This window comes from Streptomyces sp. NPDC001450, assembly GCF_053597295.1.
In genome coordinates, this window is record NZ_JBSFHY010000017.1 from 147,706 (window position 1) to 163,841 (window position 16,136).

Consider the following 16,136-nt stretch of genomic DNA (forward strand, 5'->3'; position numbering starts at 1 on the left):
ACCGTCACACGCATACGGGACGGGCGGGAGACCGCCCGTCGTGTGAACACCGGGTGACCCGCGGGTCAGGCGGACATGGCGGCCGGCTGACCCGCTCGGGTGTGCAGTCCAACGCTCATGGGACGTTCCCCGTCCGGAAAGATCGACGTTGACGCGGCCACGTCCGGCGCGGCGACAACACCCGTATGCGTGTCGTCATAGTGACCGAATCCTTTCCCCCCGATGTGAACGGCGTCGCCCACTGCGCGCTCCAGACCGCCCGGCACCTCGTGGATCGCGGCCACCACCCGCTCGTCGTCGCGCCGGCCCCCGCACCCGGCACCAAGGCCGACACCCTCGATGCACCGTGCCCCGTCGTCCGCGTCCCCTCCCTCCCTCTCCCCGGCTACCCCCAGGTCCGCGTCGCCCTCCCCAGCCGGCGCCTCGCCGCGGCGCTCACCGAGCACCGCGCCGATGTGGTCCACCTGGCCAGTCCCTTCGTCCTCGGCGTCCGTGGCATGGCCGCCGCCGCCCGCTTCGGCATCCCCGCCGTCGCCGTCTACCAGACCGACCTGGCCGGATACGCCCGTACGTACATGGGCGCCGGCGAGACGGCCGCCTGGCGCCGGATCCGCTCCGTGCACTCCGCCGCCGACCGCACCCTCGCCCCGTCCAGCGCCGCCCTGCACGATCTGGAGGCGCACGGCGTACCCCGGGTACGGCTGTGGCCGCGCGGTGTCGACACCGTCCGTTTCCGGCCAGAGCACCGCGACGAGGCGCTGCGCCGGAAACTGGCCCCCAACGGTGAGCTGATCGTCGGCTACGTCGGCCGGCTCGCCCCTGAGAAGCAGGTCGAACTCCTGGCCGGTGTCTGCGGTCTGGAGGGCGTACGGGTCGTGGTCGTCGGCGACGGGCCCAGCCGGGCCCACCTGGACGAGACGCTGCCCGGCGCGGTCTTCCTGGGCCGCCGCACCGGCGACGAACTCGGCCGGATCTTCGCCTCGCTGGACCTGTTCGTGCACACCGGCCCGTTCGAGACCTTCTGCCAGACCGTCCAGGAGGCCATGGCCAGCGGCGTGCCGGTGGTCGCACCCGCCGCCGGCGGCCCGCTGGACCTGGTCGCCCACGGCCGCACCGGACTGCTCGTCCCGCCGCGCGACGCGAACGCCGTCACGGAGGCCGTACGCACCCTCACCGCCGATCCGGGCCGGGGCCTGCTGGCCGTGTACGGCGCCGCCGGGCGGGCCATGGTCGAGGGGCGCACCTGGGCCGCCGTCGGCGACCAGCTGATCGCGCACTACGAGGACGTGCTCGCCGCGCGCAAGAAGACGGTGGTGGCGGTATGACCGGCGCACCCCTGCGCATCGTCCGGTTGGCCAACTTCGTCACCCCGGCCTCCGGCGGCCTGCGCACGGCCCTGCACGAACTGGGCAAGGGCTTCCGGGCCGCGGGCCACGAGCCGGTGCTCATCGTGCCGGGCGAACGGCACACCGACCGCGACACGGAGCAGGGCCGGGTCATCACCCTGCCCGGACCGGTGCTGCCCGGCACCGGCGGCTACCGCGTCCTGACCGACAAGCGGCGCGTGGCCGCCCTCCTGGAGGACCTGGCCCCGGACCGCCTGGAGGTCTCCGACCGCACCACCCTGCGGTGGACCGGCCGCTGGGCACGCCGCGCGCGCGTGCCCGCCGTGATGGTCTCCCACGAGACCGCCGACGGTGTGCTGCGCACCTGGGGCCTGTCCGAGAGGCTCGCCGCCCGGACGGCCGACTCCCTCAACACCCGTACCGCGCACGTCTACTCGCGCATCGTGTGCACCACGGAGTTCGCCGAGCGCGAGTTCGTACGGATCGGCGCGCGCAACGTCGTACGCGCCCCCCTCGGCGTCGACCTGATGGAACGCCACCCCGCGCTGCGTGACCCGGCGCTGCGCGCCCTGCACGCGCGCGGGAACGAGGCGCTGCTCGTGATGTGCTCCCGGCTGTCCGTGGAGAAGCGGCCCGGCACCGCCCTGGACGCCCTGGAGGCGCTGCTGCGGCGCGGGCGGCGGGCGGTGCTCGTGGTGGCCGGGGACGGACCGCTGCGGGCGCGGCTGGAGCAGCGCGCGCGGGAGCGCGGGCTGCCGGTGACGTTCCTGGGGTACGTCGCCGACCGGGCCGCGCTCGGCGCGCTCCAGGCGTCCGCCGACGTGTGCCTGGCACCCGGGCCCGCCGAGACGTTCGGGCTGGCCGCCCTGGAGGCCCTGGCGTGCGGGACACCCGTGGTGGCCAGCGCCTCGTCAGCGCTGCCCGAGGTGATCGGGGCCGCGGGGGCCGCGGCAGCCGACAGCGCGGACGCGTTCGCGGACGCCGTGGAACTGCTCCTGTCGCGCACCGAGCCCGAGCGACGTGAGGCGGCACGCGCGCGTGCGGAGTGCTTCGGCTGGGGAACGGCGGTGGAGGCGTTCCTCGCGGCGCACGACGCGGAAGTGCTGAAGCGCGCGGACGCCCCGGCCCGGCCCGGTGCCCGGGAGGGCGTGGCATGAGATCCGTCCGCTTCGTGGCCCTCGGGGACTCGCTCACCGAGGGCGTGGGCGACCCCGCCGGGGACGGCTGGCGGGGCTGGGCGGCGCTGCTGGCCGGCGGTCTCGCCGAGGACGCAGGGCAGGTGGAGTTCACGAACCTCGCTGTCAGCGGGGCGCAGACACGGGACGTGCTCGAACGGCAGACCCCGGCCGGTCTCGAACTGTGCCCCGACGTGGTGTCCGTGGTCATCGGCGTCAACGACACGCTGCGCCACACCTTCGACATCCACGCCGTGGCCAACCGGCTCGACCAGGTGTACGCGGCCTTCACCGCCCAGGGCGCCACACTGCTCACCGCCTGCCTGCCCGACCCCGGCGCGATGCTGGGCCTCCCGGGCGCCCTCGCCCGTCCGCTGGCCCGCCGGCAGCGGGCGGTCAACGCGGTCGTCCACGAGCTGTCCGACCGGTACGGAGCCGTTCACCTGCACGCCGCGGAGGGCACCTGGCTCACCGACCGCGCCTTGTGGAGCGCGGACCGGCTCCACCCGGGCGAGCGTGGGCACCGGCAGCTCGCCGTGCACTTCCACGCCCTGCTCACCGTGGCGGGCCGTGCCTCCGGCGCGCCGCCGTCACCGGAACCGGAGTTCCCCGCCCCGACCCGCTCGGCGAGCCTGCTGTGGCTCGCCACCGCCGGCACGGCCTGGGTGGTCCGGCGCTGCAACGATCTGCTGCCGCAGTTGTTGCGGCTGGCCGCCGACGAAGTGCGTCACCGCGCGCGGGGCACCAGCGCCCGCCTGGACCTGCATGCCTCCGCCGCGGTGTCCGAGGCGCTGGCCGCGCTGTCGATGACGGAGCAGCCGGATGCCGGCGGTGCCGACGCCGGGGCTCAGCGGCGCCGCACCGCCACGAACCGCACCGGGGTGCCCGGGACCGCCTGCGCGGCCGCCGGGAGATCGGCGGCGCGGACCACCGCGATCACCGGGTAGCCCCCGGTGGTCGGGTGGTCTGCCAGGAACACCACCGGACGGCCGTCCGGCGGTACCTGAACCGCGCCGAGCACCATGCCCTCGCTGGGGAGTTCGCCGGTCCGGGCCCGCTCCAGGGCGGGCCCCTCGGTGCGCAGGCCGATCCGGTTGCTCGCCGAGGACACCTGGTACGCGCGCGTGGTCAGATCCCGGACCGCGCGCGCGGTGAACCAGTCGTCGCGCGGGCCCGGCGTCACCCGGAGCACGAGTTCGGCCGGCGGACCCGGCTGCGGGACGGCGTCCACGCGCGCGGGGGGGCCGACCGGCGTGCCCAGCGGCAGCACCGTGCCGTCCGCGAGCGGTGCGGGACCGAGGCCGGACAGCAGGTCGGTGGCCCGGCTGCCGAGGACCGGCTCCACGGCGATGCCGCCGGACACGGCCACGTAGGCGCGTACACCGGCCACGGCCGCCCCCACCTCCAGCAGCGCACCGGCGGGCACGACGACCGGGGCGCCCCAGGCCGCCGGGCGGCCGCTCACGGTGACCGGGCAGGGCGCGCCCCCGACCGCCACGGTCACCGTCGAACGGGGGCGCAGGGCACAGCCGTTGAGGGTGGTCTCCAGGACGGCCGCGTCCGGCGGGTTTCCGGCCAGCCGGTTGACGAGGGCCGCCGCCCCCGGGTCGAGCGCTCCGGAGCGGGGCACGCCGAGGTGCGCGTATCCGGGCCGCCCACGGTCCTGCACGGTGGTCAGCGCCCCGGCCCGCACGACGACGAGCGCACGGTCGGTCATACGGCCCCCATGGGTGCGAGGCCGTTGAGCGGGTGGCTGGTCATGCCTCTCCCACCGGTACGAAGCGCACCCGCGTGCCCGGTGAGAGCAGCGCGGCCGGTACGCGCGCGTGGTCCCACAGCACCGCCTCCGTCGTGCCGATCAGCTGCCAGCCGCCCGGCGACGAACGCGGATACACGCCCGTGTACGGCCCCGCCAGCGCCACGGCACCGGCCGGCACCGCCGTGCGCGGGGTGGCCCGGCGCGGGACGTCGTAGCGGGCGGGCAGTCCGGTGAGGTAGCCGAAGCCGGGCGCGAACCCGCAGAAGGCCACGGTGAACTCGGTGCCCGCGTGGATCCGGGCCACCTCGTGTTCGGACACCTTCCAGTGGGCGGCGACCTCGGCGAGGTCCGGGCCGTCGTACCGCACCGGCAGCTCGATCAGTTCCCGCGCGCGCGGGGGAGCGGGAGGTACCCCCGAGGAGGTCAGTTCGGATGCCCAGCGGACCGGGTCGGACAGGCCGTCGAGCAGGACCGTACGGGCTGCCGGGACGATCTCACGGACGGTGAGCGAGCCCTCCGCGCGGCGGCACAGCAGCTCCGCGTGCAGGGCCTGCGCCTGCTCGCCCGAGGCGACCTCCACCAACAGCGCGTCGTCACCGACGGGAAGCGCCCTCATGCGAAGGCCTCCACCCGCACGCCCGACGCCACCAGCCGCTCACGCACCCGGCGGGCCAGCTCGACCGCGCCGGGTGTGTCGCCGTGCAGGCACAGCGAACGGGCACGTACCTGGATGCGCGCGCCGGAGTGCGCCATCACCGCGCCGGAGCGCGCGAGGCTCACCGAGCGCTCCACGACGGCGTCCGGCTCGGTCACCACGGCGCCGTCCCGGTCACGCGGCACCAGCGTGCCCTCGTCGGTGTAGGCGCGGTCGGCGAACGCCTCCGTGACGGCCGGCAAGCCCGCCTTCGCTGCCAGCTCCAGGACCCGCGAGCCGGGCAGCCCGAGCACCGGCAGCGAACCGTCGGCCAGGAGAACGCCGTCGACCACGGCCGCGGCCTGCTCCTCGTCGTGCACGACCCGGTTGTAGAGCGCGCCGTGCGGCTTGACGTACGCCACGCGCGCGCCCGCCGCCCGCGCGAACACCTCCAGGGCGCCGATCTGGTAGGCCACTTCGGCCGCCAGCTCGGCGGGCGGCACGTCCATCGCGCGCCGCCCGAACCCGGCGAGGTCCCGGTAGGAGACCTGCGCGCCGATCCTCACCCCGCGCTCGGCGGCCAGCTCGCACACCCGGCGCATGGTGGCCGCGTCACCGGCGTGGAACCCGCAGGCCACGTTGGCGCTGGTGACGACGGACAGGAGCCGTTCGTCGTCGGTCAGCCTCCAGCGTCCGAAGCCCTCGCCGAGGTCGGCGTTCAGATCGATCGCGGTCATGGTCTTCCGTGTCTCCGGTCCTCGTGTCGGGTGCTGCTTGCCTCATGTGCTGCTCGCCGACGTCAGCCGACTCGCCGGTGTCAGTCGACGCCCACCACGCGGTACTGCTCGTCGCGGGCGTCGGTCAGGAACATCTGGCCCGGTGCGTGGGTGATGGCGAACGGCGGTCGCGAGGCCATCACGGCCGCCTGCGGGGTCACCCCGCACGCCCAGAACACCGGGATGTCGTCGGGAGCGGCGTCCACCGGGTCGCCGAAGTCGGGCCGGCCGAGGTCCGCGATGCCGAGGGCCGCGGGATCGCCGCAGTGCACGGGGCCGCCGTGCACGGCCGGCAGCAGGCTGCTCTCCCGGATCGCGGCACGCAGGTGCTCCGGCGGCACCGGTCGCATGGACACCACCATCGGGCCACGCAGCCGGCCCGCCGGGCGGCACTGTCTGCCGGTCACGTACATCGGCACGTTGCGGCCCTGCTCGACGTGCCGGATCGGGACGCCCGCCCCGGCCAGCGCCCACTCGAAGGTGAAGCTGCAGCCGAGCAGGAACGACACCAGGTCGTCCCGCCAGTGCGCGCGCACGTCCGTCGGCTCCTCGACCAGTTCGCCGTCCTGCCACACCCGGTAGCGCGGCAGGTCGGTGCGCAGATCCGCGCCCTCGGCGAGGACGGTGGCGGTGGAGCCCGCGTCCGTGACGTCCAGCACCGGACACGGCTTCGGGTTGCGCTGGCAGAACAGCAGCATGTCGTACGCCCAGTCGGCCGGCACCGCGATCAGGTTCGCCTGTGTGTTGCCGGCCGCGACGCCCGCCGTGGGGCCCGCCAGGCCCTCCCGGAAGCGGGTCCGTGCCGCTTTCGCGCTCCACGCGTGCGCGTGCTCGTCGAGGAGGGCCACGGGCCGGTCCTCGATACGGTTCACCCGCGTCATGCCAGCTCCTTCCCGCGCGTCTCCGGCAGCCCGAGCAGAGCCAGTGCCGCGAGGCCGTAGCCGATCGCACCGAAGACCAGCGCACCGCCCACGCCCCAGCTGTCGGCCAGGAAGCCCACCAGGGTCGGGAACACCGCGCCCACCGCGCGGCCCGTGTTGTACGTGAAGCCCTGCCCGGTGCCGCGCACCGCCGTCGGGTACAGCTCGCTCAGGTAGGAGCCGAAGCCGCTGAAGATCGCCGACATGCAGAAGCCGAGCGGGAAACCGAGCACCAGCAGCAGGGTGTCGGCGCCGTGCGGGATGTTCGCGTACGCGAGGATGCACACGGCCGACAGCAGTGCGAACAACCAGATGTTGCGGCGCCGGCCGAGCCGGTCGGTGAGGTAGCCGCCGGTCAGGTAGCCCAGGAAGGCGCCCGAGATCAGGAAGGTCAGATAGCCGCCGGTGCCGACGACGGACAGGCCGCGTTCGGTCTTCAGGTACGTCGGCACCCAGGTCGCCAGGGTGTAGTAGCCGCCCTGCACGCCGGTGGACAGCAGGCCCGCGAAGACCGTCGTGCGCAGCAGGCCCGGCTCGCCGTCTCTGCCGGGCCGGAAGATCGCCGCGAACGACCCGCGCTTCGGGTTCTGTTCCCGGGCCGCCGTCGCCGTGGGCGCGTCGTGCACCCGGCGGCGCAGCCACACCACGAGCAGCGCGGGCAGCGCCCCGGTCCAGAACATGATGCGCCAGGCCAGGTCGTCGCCGGCGAAGGAGAACACCAGCGTGTAGACGATCGCGGCCAGGGCCCAGCCGACCGCCCATGAGCTCTGGATCGCGCCGAGCGTACGACCTCGGTGCTTCGCGCTCGCGTACTCGGCGACCAGGATCGCCCCGACCGCCCACTCGCCGCCGAAGCCGAGCCCCTGCAGGGCGCGGAAGACCAGCAGGGTCTCGTAGTCGGGCGCGAACCCGCAGGCCACCGTGAAGACGGCGTACGTGATCACGGTGATCATCAGGGCCCGGACGCGGCCCACACGGTCCGCGATCACGCCCGCCGCGGCACCGCCGATCGCGGAGACCACCAGCGTGACGGTGGTGAACAGGCCGGTCTGGCCGCTGTCCAGACCGAAGTACGCGGCGAGCGCCACCATGCTCAGCGGCAGCGTGAAGTAGTCGTAGGAGTCCAGGGCATATCCGCCGAAAGCTCCGGCGAACGCGCGCCGGCCGCGCGGGCCGAGGGCGTGCAACCAGCCGAACGCGCCGTCCTCGGCGGCGCGTTCACTCTGTTCCGGTCGTGCGCCCGCGGTCATGGACCGGGGCGGAGGGGTCGTGCTCATGGGCACCTCGCAGAGAGGGGACGGAGGGTGCGGGAACTGAGCTGTGCCGTGCGGAAGCTGTGCCGTGCTGAAACTGTCGCGTGCGGAGCACCGTAGAGGATTGTTCAACGATCCTTCAATACCTACGTTGTCTCGTTCCGGGGTCTGCGATTGAATTCCGGGCATGGCAGAGCAACTGACGGGACTGGCCGACGACCGTGCACTTCTGGGGCGCACCAGCACCGCAGAACGGGTCTCCGACATCCTCCGGAGCCGGATCGCCGAGGGCTATTTCCCGCCGGGCACCCGCCTGTCCGAGGACGCCATCGGCGGTGCGCTCGGGGTCTCCCGCAACACCCTGCGCGAGGCGTTCCGCCTGCTCACCCACGAGCGCCTGCTCGTCCACGAACTCAACCGCGGGGTCTTCGTCCGGGTCCTGACCGTGGAGGACGTCGAGGACATCTACCGCACCCGGGCCCTGGTCGAGTGCGCGGTCGTCCGGGGCCTCGGCGAGCCGCCCTTCGCGCTCGACGGCCTGGCCGCCGCCGTCACCGAGGGACAGCTGGCGACCCACGAGCATGACTGGAAAGCACTGGGTACGGCCAACATCCACTTCCACCGGGAACTGGTCGCCCTCGCCGGCAGCGAACGTACCGACGAGCTGATGCGCAGCGTCTTCGCCGAGCTGCGGCTCGCCTTCCACGTCGTGGACGACCCGCGCCGGCTCCACGAGCCCTACCTCGCCCGCAACCGCCAGATCCTGCAGGCGCTGCAGGAGGGGGACCGGCGCGGCGCGGAGCGGTTGCTGGAGACCTATCTCGCGGACTCGCTGGAGCGGGTCGTCGAGGTGTACCTGCGGCGGGTCGGTGAGGACGGCGCCGGCGCCTCTTGAGCGGCGGGAGCGCGCCGACGCCTCTTGAGTGTCTGTGACGGCCGTCGTTTCTGCGCCGTTTTAGTCGTTGTCAGACCGAGGACCTAGTCTGTGCACCGTGACTTCGCCTGCATCGACGGACAGCGTTCCGGCCCAGCTCAGCGCGGGGCCGCGCCCGGCGCCGGGCCCGGCCGCCGACGAGGGGCTGGCCCGTCGGCTGCGCGCGCTCGCCTGCACCGCGCCGCTGCACGACCTCGACGCGCGCAAGGCCAACCTGGCCGGCGAGTACTCGGTGTACGGCATGGCCGAGGTGGCCCTGGCCGCCATCGACCTGATCACGCTGAACATGGACTTCGACACGGGCGCCGACCACGAGCAGATCGTGGCCCGGCTCGTCCCGCGCATCGCCGCCCAGGCCCCGCACCGGCCCGTCGCCGAGCACGAGCGCGTGGCCCGCTGGGTCCTGGAGAACCTGATCAACGTCGGCAGCGTGGACCGCGGCTTCCGCGCGGTGTACGGCACGTTCGCGCCGGACGGCACCTATGTCCGCCGTGACTACGACTTCAAGCTGATCGAGGAGGTCCCCGGCCCCGGCGGCACGGTCTACCTCCGTACGACGGACGAGGCGGTCAACGTCCTGGTCGGCGCCCTGGACACCGATGTCACCAGCGCGCAGATCGCCGCCGAGGTCAAGCTGGAGGTGCTGATCAACCGCGGCCGCCTCGCCGACGCGCAGCTCGCTGCCGAGCAGGCCCGCTACCGCACCGTGCAGTACTCGGAGACCTTGCGCCGCGCCCTGGAGGCCACCCGGCGCAACGTCCGCGCGGTCGACTGGCTCAACGCCGTGCCCGACATGATCGCCGAGGCCCTGGACCACGTGGCCGACCGGTACCGCCACGAGAACGCGATCCTCACCAACATCCGCAAGGCCCGCGACGAGACCGAGGACCCCGAGCACAAGCGGCGCGCCGCCGAGCTGGTGGACATCGTCAAGGACTGCATCCGGCGGCACACCCAGCTCCAGTCGCGCCTGCTGGAGGCCGGCCCCCTGTTCCGCGCCGAACAGGACCGGCAGGCCTTCGCCACACCCATGGCGACCTCCGGGACAGACCTGTACGGCCACCTGGTCGCGCCCTTGCTGCCGCTGCCCCTGGAGCAGGCGATCCGGGTCACGGACGCGTTCTTCGCCAACGGCACGGGGCTGCGTACGCCGGTGTCGGTGCGGGTCGCCGACCTCGTCGACATACTGCTGACGCCGCCGGTGGAGCGGGAGCACCTGGGCGCGGAGATGCCCGAGCCCGACCTGATCGCGACGCCGGACGACAGCCGGTTCAGCGAGGAGCAGCTGGCCGCGGCGATGGAACTGCTCGATCTGCCCGCCGATGCGCCGAGGCGGTTGTCCGGGCTGCTGGCGGAGGCCAGGGCCTCCGGTGGGTTCGATCTGGCGTACCTGGTTGCCCTGTTGGCGGTCCACGCGGCCAGTCCCGCCGTGGGTACGGCGTATCGCCAGGGCGAGGAAAAGCTGTTGTTCGCCGTGGACGACGGGACGGAATTGGACGACCCGGACTTTGGCGGGGCCGACCTGATTGTCGGGACAGCGCTGTTGGACGCGGTGGGGATGGCGGCGGATCGGACGGAGGCGGCGTGATGTCGCCTGCCGGGTGCGGGCCGGTTGTGGCTGGTCGCGCCCCGCGGCGGAGCCGCACATGGATGCAGCTCCGCGCCCCTTTCGGGGCGCTTGCCCCCAGCCCAGTTTTCAAGACCGAGGAGTTGCAGTCGTGAGCGAGCACGTCGAGTGGAGTGACACGGAGGCTCCGGCCCCGTCGGCGACCACCGCCGTCACCCCCGCCGACGCCGCCGACGCGGCGCGGCTCGTCGCCTTCGGGTTGCAGCCCAAGCTGCAGCCGGCGCGCGACCAGGAGTACACGGAGCTGCTGCGCCGCTACCGTGACGACCCGGCGTTCGCGCGGCTCGCGGACGCCGTCGCCGCAGGACTCGGGCTCGTCGTGCTGGAGGTGTCCCCGCGCGCGGGGATGGCCGTGACGGCCGCCGAGGACTCCGTGTTCGCCGTCCGCATGGGCGACTACGCTCGTCGCACCGCCGCCGACTCGGGAGACCGGTTCCTGCACGGGCTGGCCCATCTCGCCGTGGCAGCGCTGGCGTTCCCACGCCCGGAGGACCTCGCCGACGACTCCTACATCGGCCGGGTCACCGTCAACGGTGTCGACGCCTTCGTACGGCAGGCCTGCCGCCGTCTGGAGGAGCGCGCCGAGGAGCAGGGCGACAACACCGACCCAGCGACCGACGCGCCCGGACTGGAGGCCGCCTGGCGGATCTGGGCCAGACGCAGCTCGACCGGCGCCACCAAGGACGCCCGCCGGCTCGCCGGTTCCACCACGGGCATCGTCGGGAAGGCAGCGGCCTTCCTCACCGACTCGGGGTTCCTGCAGCGCACCGGTGACGACCACGGCGGCACCTACCGCACCACGGCGCGCTACCAGCTCCAGGTGCGCGACATGGCCGGCAGCGCCGCGATGGCCGAACTGCTGGAGCTGGGCGTCGTCCCGGTCACCGACGGCACGGCCAGCCTGCTGCCCGCCGACGACACCGCCGACCTGGATCTGGTGGCCGACGCCGGGCTGCCGTTCCACGCGCCTTCGCACTCCTGACAAACCTCCCTGATCTGCCGGAAGACTGACGAGAGTCCGCCATGTACGAGCTGTCCCGGGTCCGCCTCTACTCCATCGGGCCCGCCGGTGCGCGCTACGCCGACACCGTGCTTGACCTGCGGGGCGTGGGCGAGCCCGTGCCCGACCCCGCGCCCATGCAGGCGGAGTTCTTCGAGGAGGAGCCGGCCGGACCACCGCGCCGCCCCGCGCCCGCGGGCGTGCTGTTCCTGGAGAACGGCGGCGGCAAGTCCGTGCTGCTCAAGCTGATCTTCTCGGTGATGCTGCCCGGCCACCGCAACACCCTCGGCGGCGCCAGCTCCGGCGTGCTGCGCAAGTTTCTGCTCGCCGACGACTGCGGACACGTGGCGCTGGAGTGGCAGCACGTGCAGACCGGCGAGTGCGTGGTCGTCGGCAAGGTCAGCGAGTGGCGCGGACGCCAGGTCTCCAACGACCCGCGGAAGTTCGCCGAGGCCTGGTACTCCTTCCGGCCCGGCCCCGGCCTGAGCCTGGACAACCTGCCCGTCGCCGAGTCCACCGCCGTACGGCCGCCCGTCGAGGGCACCTCGGGCGCCCAGGGCCGCCGCCGCACCATGAAGGGCTTCCGCGACGCCCTCACCGAGGCCGGGAAGGCCTACCCGCATCTGGAGGTGCACTGGGAGGAGATCCACGACCGCTGGATCGAGCACCTGGGCGACCTCGGCCTCGACCCCGAACTCTTCCGCTACCAGCGGGAGATGAACGCCGACGAGGGCGAGGCGGCCGGTCTCTTCGCGGTCAAGAAGGACTCCGACTTCACGGACCTGCTGCTGCGCGCGGTCACCGACACCCGCGACACCGACGGCCTCGCCGACCTCGTCAGCGGCTTCGGCAACAAGCTGGGCCGGCGCGCCGAGCTGATCGCCGAACGTGACTTCACGGCCGGTTCCGTGGACCTGCTCGGGCGGATCGTCGAGGCCGCCGAGGCACGTGCGCGTGCGCGTGACATCCACGCCGGCGCCGAGCGCCGTACCCGTACGCTGGCCCGGCGCCTTTCCGCACGGGCCGTGCAGGAGCGGGTACGGGCCGCCGACCTCGCGCAGCGTGTCACGGCCGCCGCCTACGCCGTCACGCACTCCGAGGGCGCGCGGGAGCGCAGCGCACTGATCGCCGCCGAACTCGCCTTCCGGCACGCCTCCCTGGCGCTCGCCGCCGCCGAGAAGTCCGCCGCCGCGCAGAAGCGCGAGCTGGCCGACGCGCGTACCCTGCACTCCGCCTGGCAGGCCGCCGAGGCCGTACTGCGGCACCGCGCCGCCGCCGACCGCGTGGCGCGCGTGTCCGCCGCGATCCAGGAGGCCGAGCGGGACGCGGCGCCCGCGCTGGCCGCCCGTGCCAAGGCCGCCGTGGACCTCGTACGGGCCCTGCACGCGGCCGCCGAAGGCGCCGAGGCCCTCGCCAACGAGGAGGAGGAGCGCTCCGCCGCGCTCCAGGAGGTCAGCGACTCCGCCTACCGGGACTCCACCTCCGCCGCCACCGAGGCGCAGCGCGCCCGCAGCGAGGCCGGGCACCTGCGCCAGCGTCTCGCCGAGGTCGAGCAGGAGACGGCCGAGGCGGTCCGTGCGGGCTGGCTCGACGACAGCGCACCGGACGCCGACCCGGCCCGTGCCGCCCTCGCCGCCAGCGACGCCGAGAAGACCGCCGTGGCCGCCTGGGACACGGCCCGTGAGGCCGCCCGCAAGGCGACCGAGCACGCGCGCGAGGCGGCTTCCGCCGAGTCCCGCGCGGAGCTGACCGCGGCCCGCGCGGCGGACGCGGCGACGGCGGCCGAGCGGAGCCACGAGGCCGAGCGGCGCCTTGCCGAGTCCCTGGCCGCTGAGGAGCGCCTCGCGGAGCTGCTGAGCCTGCCGGGCGCACCCGGGACGGCGCGGGCCGGTGTGCCCGGCCCCAGGTCGGGAGCGGCCGACGGCTCGCCTGCGCACGGGGGCGACGCGTCCGAGGCCTCCCGTGCCCTCGCCGAGAGCCCGCTCAGCCCCGAGGAACTCGACCGCTTCGCGGACGAGTTGCGCGGCCTTCTCGACGACGCCGTGACGACCGCCGAACGGCACCTCTTCGAACTGCGCACCGCCGCGGCCGACGACGCCCGCATCCTCGGGGCCCTCGGCGACGGCGGGCTGCTGCCGCCCGGCCCGGACGTGCTGGCCACCGTGGAGTTCCTCGGCGAACACGGCATCCCCGCGCTGCCCGGCTGGCGTTACCTCGCGCAGGCCGTCGACCCCGCCGACCACGCGCGCGTGCTCGCCGCCCGGCCCGAACTGGTCGACGGCGTCATCATCACCGACCCGGACACACACGCGCGTGCCCGCGACGCACTCAGCGACGCCGCCCTGCTGCCGCGCTCCGCCGTGGCCGTCGGCACGGCCGCCGCCCTGCTCGCCCCGACGCCGGCGCCCGACGCCACTCCGGGTGACGTCTTCCTGGTGCCGCCGAACCCGGCCATGCACGACGAGCACGCGGCCGACGAGGAGCGGCAGGCGCTGCGCGCGCGGGCCACCGAGCGCGACGAGGAGATCCGCGCTCTCGCCGCCCGCCTCGGCAAGGACCGCGAGCTGGCCGCGCGGCTCGCGTCCTGGCGCACCGGCTGCCCGGCCGGACGCCTCACCGAACTCGCCGAGGCCGCCCGGGAGGCGCGCGTGTTCGCGGAGGAGGCCGAGGCCGAGCTGGCCGAGGCGCGCACCACGCGCGCGGAGACCGACGAGGCCGCCGCCGAGGCCACCCAGGTCCGTGACGAGCGGCAGGAGGCCGCGCAGCGGGCGCGCCGTGCCGCCGACGCTCTCGCCGGACTCGCATACCGGCTGCGCGAGCGCGCCGGCTGGCAGGTCAAACTCCGCGAACTCGCCGACGAGGCAGCCGAGTCGGAGGCCCGCGCCCAGGTCTGCCTGGACCGTGCCCGTGCCGCCGACGAGGATCGCCGCGCCGCCCAGCGCGCCGCCGACGACGCCCGCCGCACCGCGCGTGCCCTGCGCGCCGAGCGCTCCGAGATCGCCGGCGCCCCTGACGACGTACCGGTGGCGGACACGGACGCCCCGAGGGTGTCCCTGCCGGCCCTGCGCGAGGCATACCGGGCCGCCTCCCAGGTCTACGAGAAGGTCGGCGTCGGCGCCGACCTGCGCGCCGAGCAGGCCCGCGCGGAGAGTGACGAGAGCGCGTCCCTCGCCGAACTGGAACGGCTCAGCAACAAGGTCCGCACCCGCGCCGGACAGCTGCTCCAGTCGCCCGACGGCTCCGACGGCCCCTCCCGGCAGGCCGCCGCCGCGCGCGCGGAGGAGCTGGTGCAGCTCCTGGAGACCCGGATGTCGACCGCGAGCGAACAGCTCGGCCGACTGCGCGGCGAGGCGGAGCGGCACGCCCCCGAGGACGGCGAGGCACACACCGAGCTGGCCGAGGAACTCGTCCCGCGCGACGCCGAGCATGCCCAGGCCCTCCTGCGCACCGCCACGGCCGAACTCGCCACCCGCACCGAGGCGCTGGCCGAGGCCCGGGAGGCCCACGCCGAGTTGCTCGACGCCCACCGGGCCGCCGAGGACGCGGCCGGCGGCTTCGACGAGATCGCCGCCATGCTCCGCGACCTGCTGCGCGAGCACACCCCCGAGGAGGAGCAGGAGGAGCCGGAGCCGTACCCCGGCAGCCTGGAGGAGGCCCGGCACTCGGCCGCCGAGGCCCGCCGCTCGCTGCGCGGCTGCGCCGCCGACCTGTCCGCCGCCGAGGGGGCCGTGCGCGAGGCGAGCGACGTGCTCGTCCGGCATGCCAACTCCACGCGCTACGAGCAGGTCCGCACCCCCGCGCGGCAGCAGATCCGCGAGCTGCCCGCCTCCGCCCTGCCCGAGCACGCCCAGCGGTGGGCGGACGCGTTCGCGCCCCGACTGCGCGTCCTCACCGACGAGCTGGCGCAGCTGGAGCGCAACCGGGACTCCATCGTGGACCGGCTCAGGGGGCTGGTCGAGTCGGCCCTCGCGACCCTGCGCTCCGCCCAGCGGCTCTCCCGTCTCCCGGAGGGGCTCGGCGAGTGGTCCGGGCAGGAGTTCCTGCGCATCCGCTTCGAGGAACCCGACCAGGCCACGCTCACCGAGCGGCTCGGCGAGGTCATCGACGAGGCCACGCGCGCGGCCGTCAAGAAGAACTCCGACCTGCGCCGGGACGGCATGTCCCTGCTGCTGCGCGGAGTCGCGGCGGCGCTGCAGCCGAAGGGCGTGGCCGTCGAGATCCTCAAGCCCGACGCCGTACTGCGCGCCGAACGGGTGCCTGTCGGGCAGATGGGCGACGTGTTCTCGGGTGGTCAGCTGCTGACGGCCGCGATCGCCCTGTACTGCACCATGGCGGCCCTGCGCTCGAACGACCGGGGCCGCGACAAGCACCGGCACGCCGGCACGCTGTTCCTGGACAACCCCATCGGCCGCGCCAACGCGACGTACCTGCTGGAGCTGCAGCGGGCCGTCTCCGACGCGCTGGGCGTCCAGCTGCTGTACACCACCGGCCTGTTCGACACGACGGCACTGGCCGAGTTCCCGCTGGTCATCCGGCTCCGCAACGACGCCGACCTCAGGGCCGGCCTGAAGTACATCAGCGTCGAGGAACACCTCCGGCCCGGGCTGCCGCAGCAGCCCCAGGCGGGAGAAGCGGTGCACAGCGAGATCACGGCGACACGGATGTTCAAGAAGCCGGCAGCCGCGACGCCCTGAGGGGCGCGGGGCCGCCTG

Annotated in this window: 12 protein-coding genes; 7 read left to right on the plus strand and 5 right to left on the minus strand. The window is 74.4% G+C overall.

Annotation, left to right across the window (positions count from 1 at the left end):
- The first annotated feature begins 185 nt into the window (after window positions 1–185).
- From ACWC5O_RS20745 to ACWC5O_RS20755, 3 genes are read left to right on the plus strand one after another with little or no spacing between them, the layout of a single operon-like run.
- Window positions 186–1,325: a glycosyltransferase family 4 protein gene (locus ACWC5O_RS20745; protein ID WP_450588804.1), complete on the plus strand. Its 1,140-nt coding sequence runs from the start codon at window positions 186–188 to the stop codon at window positions 1,323–1,325.
- A complete protein-coding gene (locus ACWC5O_RS20750; RefSeq protein WP_450588806.1) occupies window positions 1,322–2,503 on the plus strand; it encodes a glycosyltransferase in 1,182 nt (393 codons plus the stop codon). Before ACWC5O_RS20745 ends, ACWC5O_RS20750 begins: the two co-directional genes overlap by 4 nt.
- On the plus strand, window positions 2,500–3,468 hold the full coding sequence (locus ACWC5O_RS20755) for an SGNH/GDSL hydrolase family protein (RefSeq protein ID WP_450588808.1): 969 nt from the start codon (window positions 2,500–2,502) through the stop codon (window positions 3,466–3,468). The genes ACWC5O_RS20750 and ACWC5O_RS20755 overlap by 4 nt, the downstream gene beginning before the upstream one ends.
- Here ACWC5O_RS20755 and ACWC5O_RS20760 read toward each other — a convergent pair.
- The 5 genes from ACWC5O_RS20760 to ACWC5O_RS20780 all read right to left on the minus strand — a co-directional run bounded on the left by ACWC5O_RS20760 (window position 3,369) and on the right by ACWC5O_RS20780 (window position 7,887).
- Window positions 3,369–4,238, minus strand: coding sequence for a 5-oxoprolinase subunit C family protein (locus tag ACWC5O_RS20760; RefSeq protein ID WP_450588810.1), 870 nt, complete (start codon window positions 4,236–4,238; stop codon window positions 3,369–3,371). The two genes, ACWC5O_RS20755 and ACWC5O_RS20760, sit on opposite strands and share 100 nt — an antisense overlap.
- Window positions 4,239–4,278: 40 nt before the next feature.
- Complete coding sequence (gene pxpB, locus ACWC5O_RS20765; protein WP_450588812.1) at window positions 4,279–4,896, minus strand: 5-oxoprolinase subunit PxpB; 618 nt, start codon at window positions 4,894–4,896, stop codon at window positions 4,279–4,281.
- Complete coding sequence (locus ACWC5O_RS20770; protein ID WP_450588814.1) at window positions 4,893–5,651, minus strand: LamB/YcsF family protein; 759 nt, start codon at window positions 5,649–5,651, stop codon at window positions 4,893–4,895. Before ACWC5O_RS20770 ends, pxpB begins: the two co-directional genes overlap by 4 nt.
- 80 nt (window positions 5,652–5,731) lie before the next feature.
- A complete protein-coding gene (locus ACWC5O_RS20775; protein ID WP_450588816.1) occupies window positions 5,732–6,571 on the minus strand; it encodes a putative hydro-lyase in 840 nt (279 codons plus the stop codon).
- A complete protein-coding gene (locus ACWC5O_RS20780; RefSeq protein ID WP_450588818.1) occupies window positions 6,568–7,887 on the minus strand; it encodes an MFS transporter in 1,320 nt (439 codons plus the stop codon). The genes ACWC5O_RS20775 and ACWC5O_RS20780 overlap by 4 nt, the downstream gene beginning before the upstream one ends.
- A gap of 163 nt (window positions 7,888–8,050) precedes the next feature.
- Here ACWC5O_RS20780 and ACWC5O_RS20785 point away from each other — a divergent pair, with 163 nt between their 5' ends.
- From ACWC5O_RS20785 to ACWC5O_RS20800, 4 genes are all read left to right on the plus strand, one after another.
- Window positions 8,051–8,758, plus strand: coding sequence for a GntR family transcriptional regulator (locus ACWC5O_RS20785; protein WP_450588820.1), 708 nt, complete (start codon window positions 8,051–8,053; stop codon window positions 8,756–8,758).
- A gap of 97 nt (window positions 8,759–8,855) precedes the next feature.
- Window positions 8,856–10,385 (plus strand): hypothetical protein, encoded by a 1,530-nt coding sequence (locus ACWC5O_RS20790; protein ID WP_450588821.1) that lies wholly within the window; start codon window positions 8,856–8,858, stop codon window positions 10,383–10,385.
- Between the two features lie 130 nt (window positions 10,386–10,515).
- Window positions 10,516–11,406: a hypothetical protein gene (locus tag ACWC5O_RS20795; RefSeq protein WP_450588823.1), complete on the plus strand. Its 891-nt coding sequence runs from the start codon at window positions 10,516–10,518 to the stop codon at window positions 11,404–11,406.
- Between the two features lie 41 nt (window positions 11,407–11,447).
- Window positions 11,448–16,118 carry a hypothetical protein gene (locus ACWC5O_RS20800; RefSeq protein WP_450588825.1) on the plus strand — a complete coding sequence of 1,557 codons (4,671 nt, stop codon included), beginning with the start codon at window positions 11,448–11,450 and terminating at the stop codon, window positions 16,116–16,118.
- Window positions 16,119–16,136 lie beyond the last annotated feature (18 nt).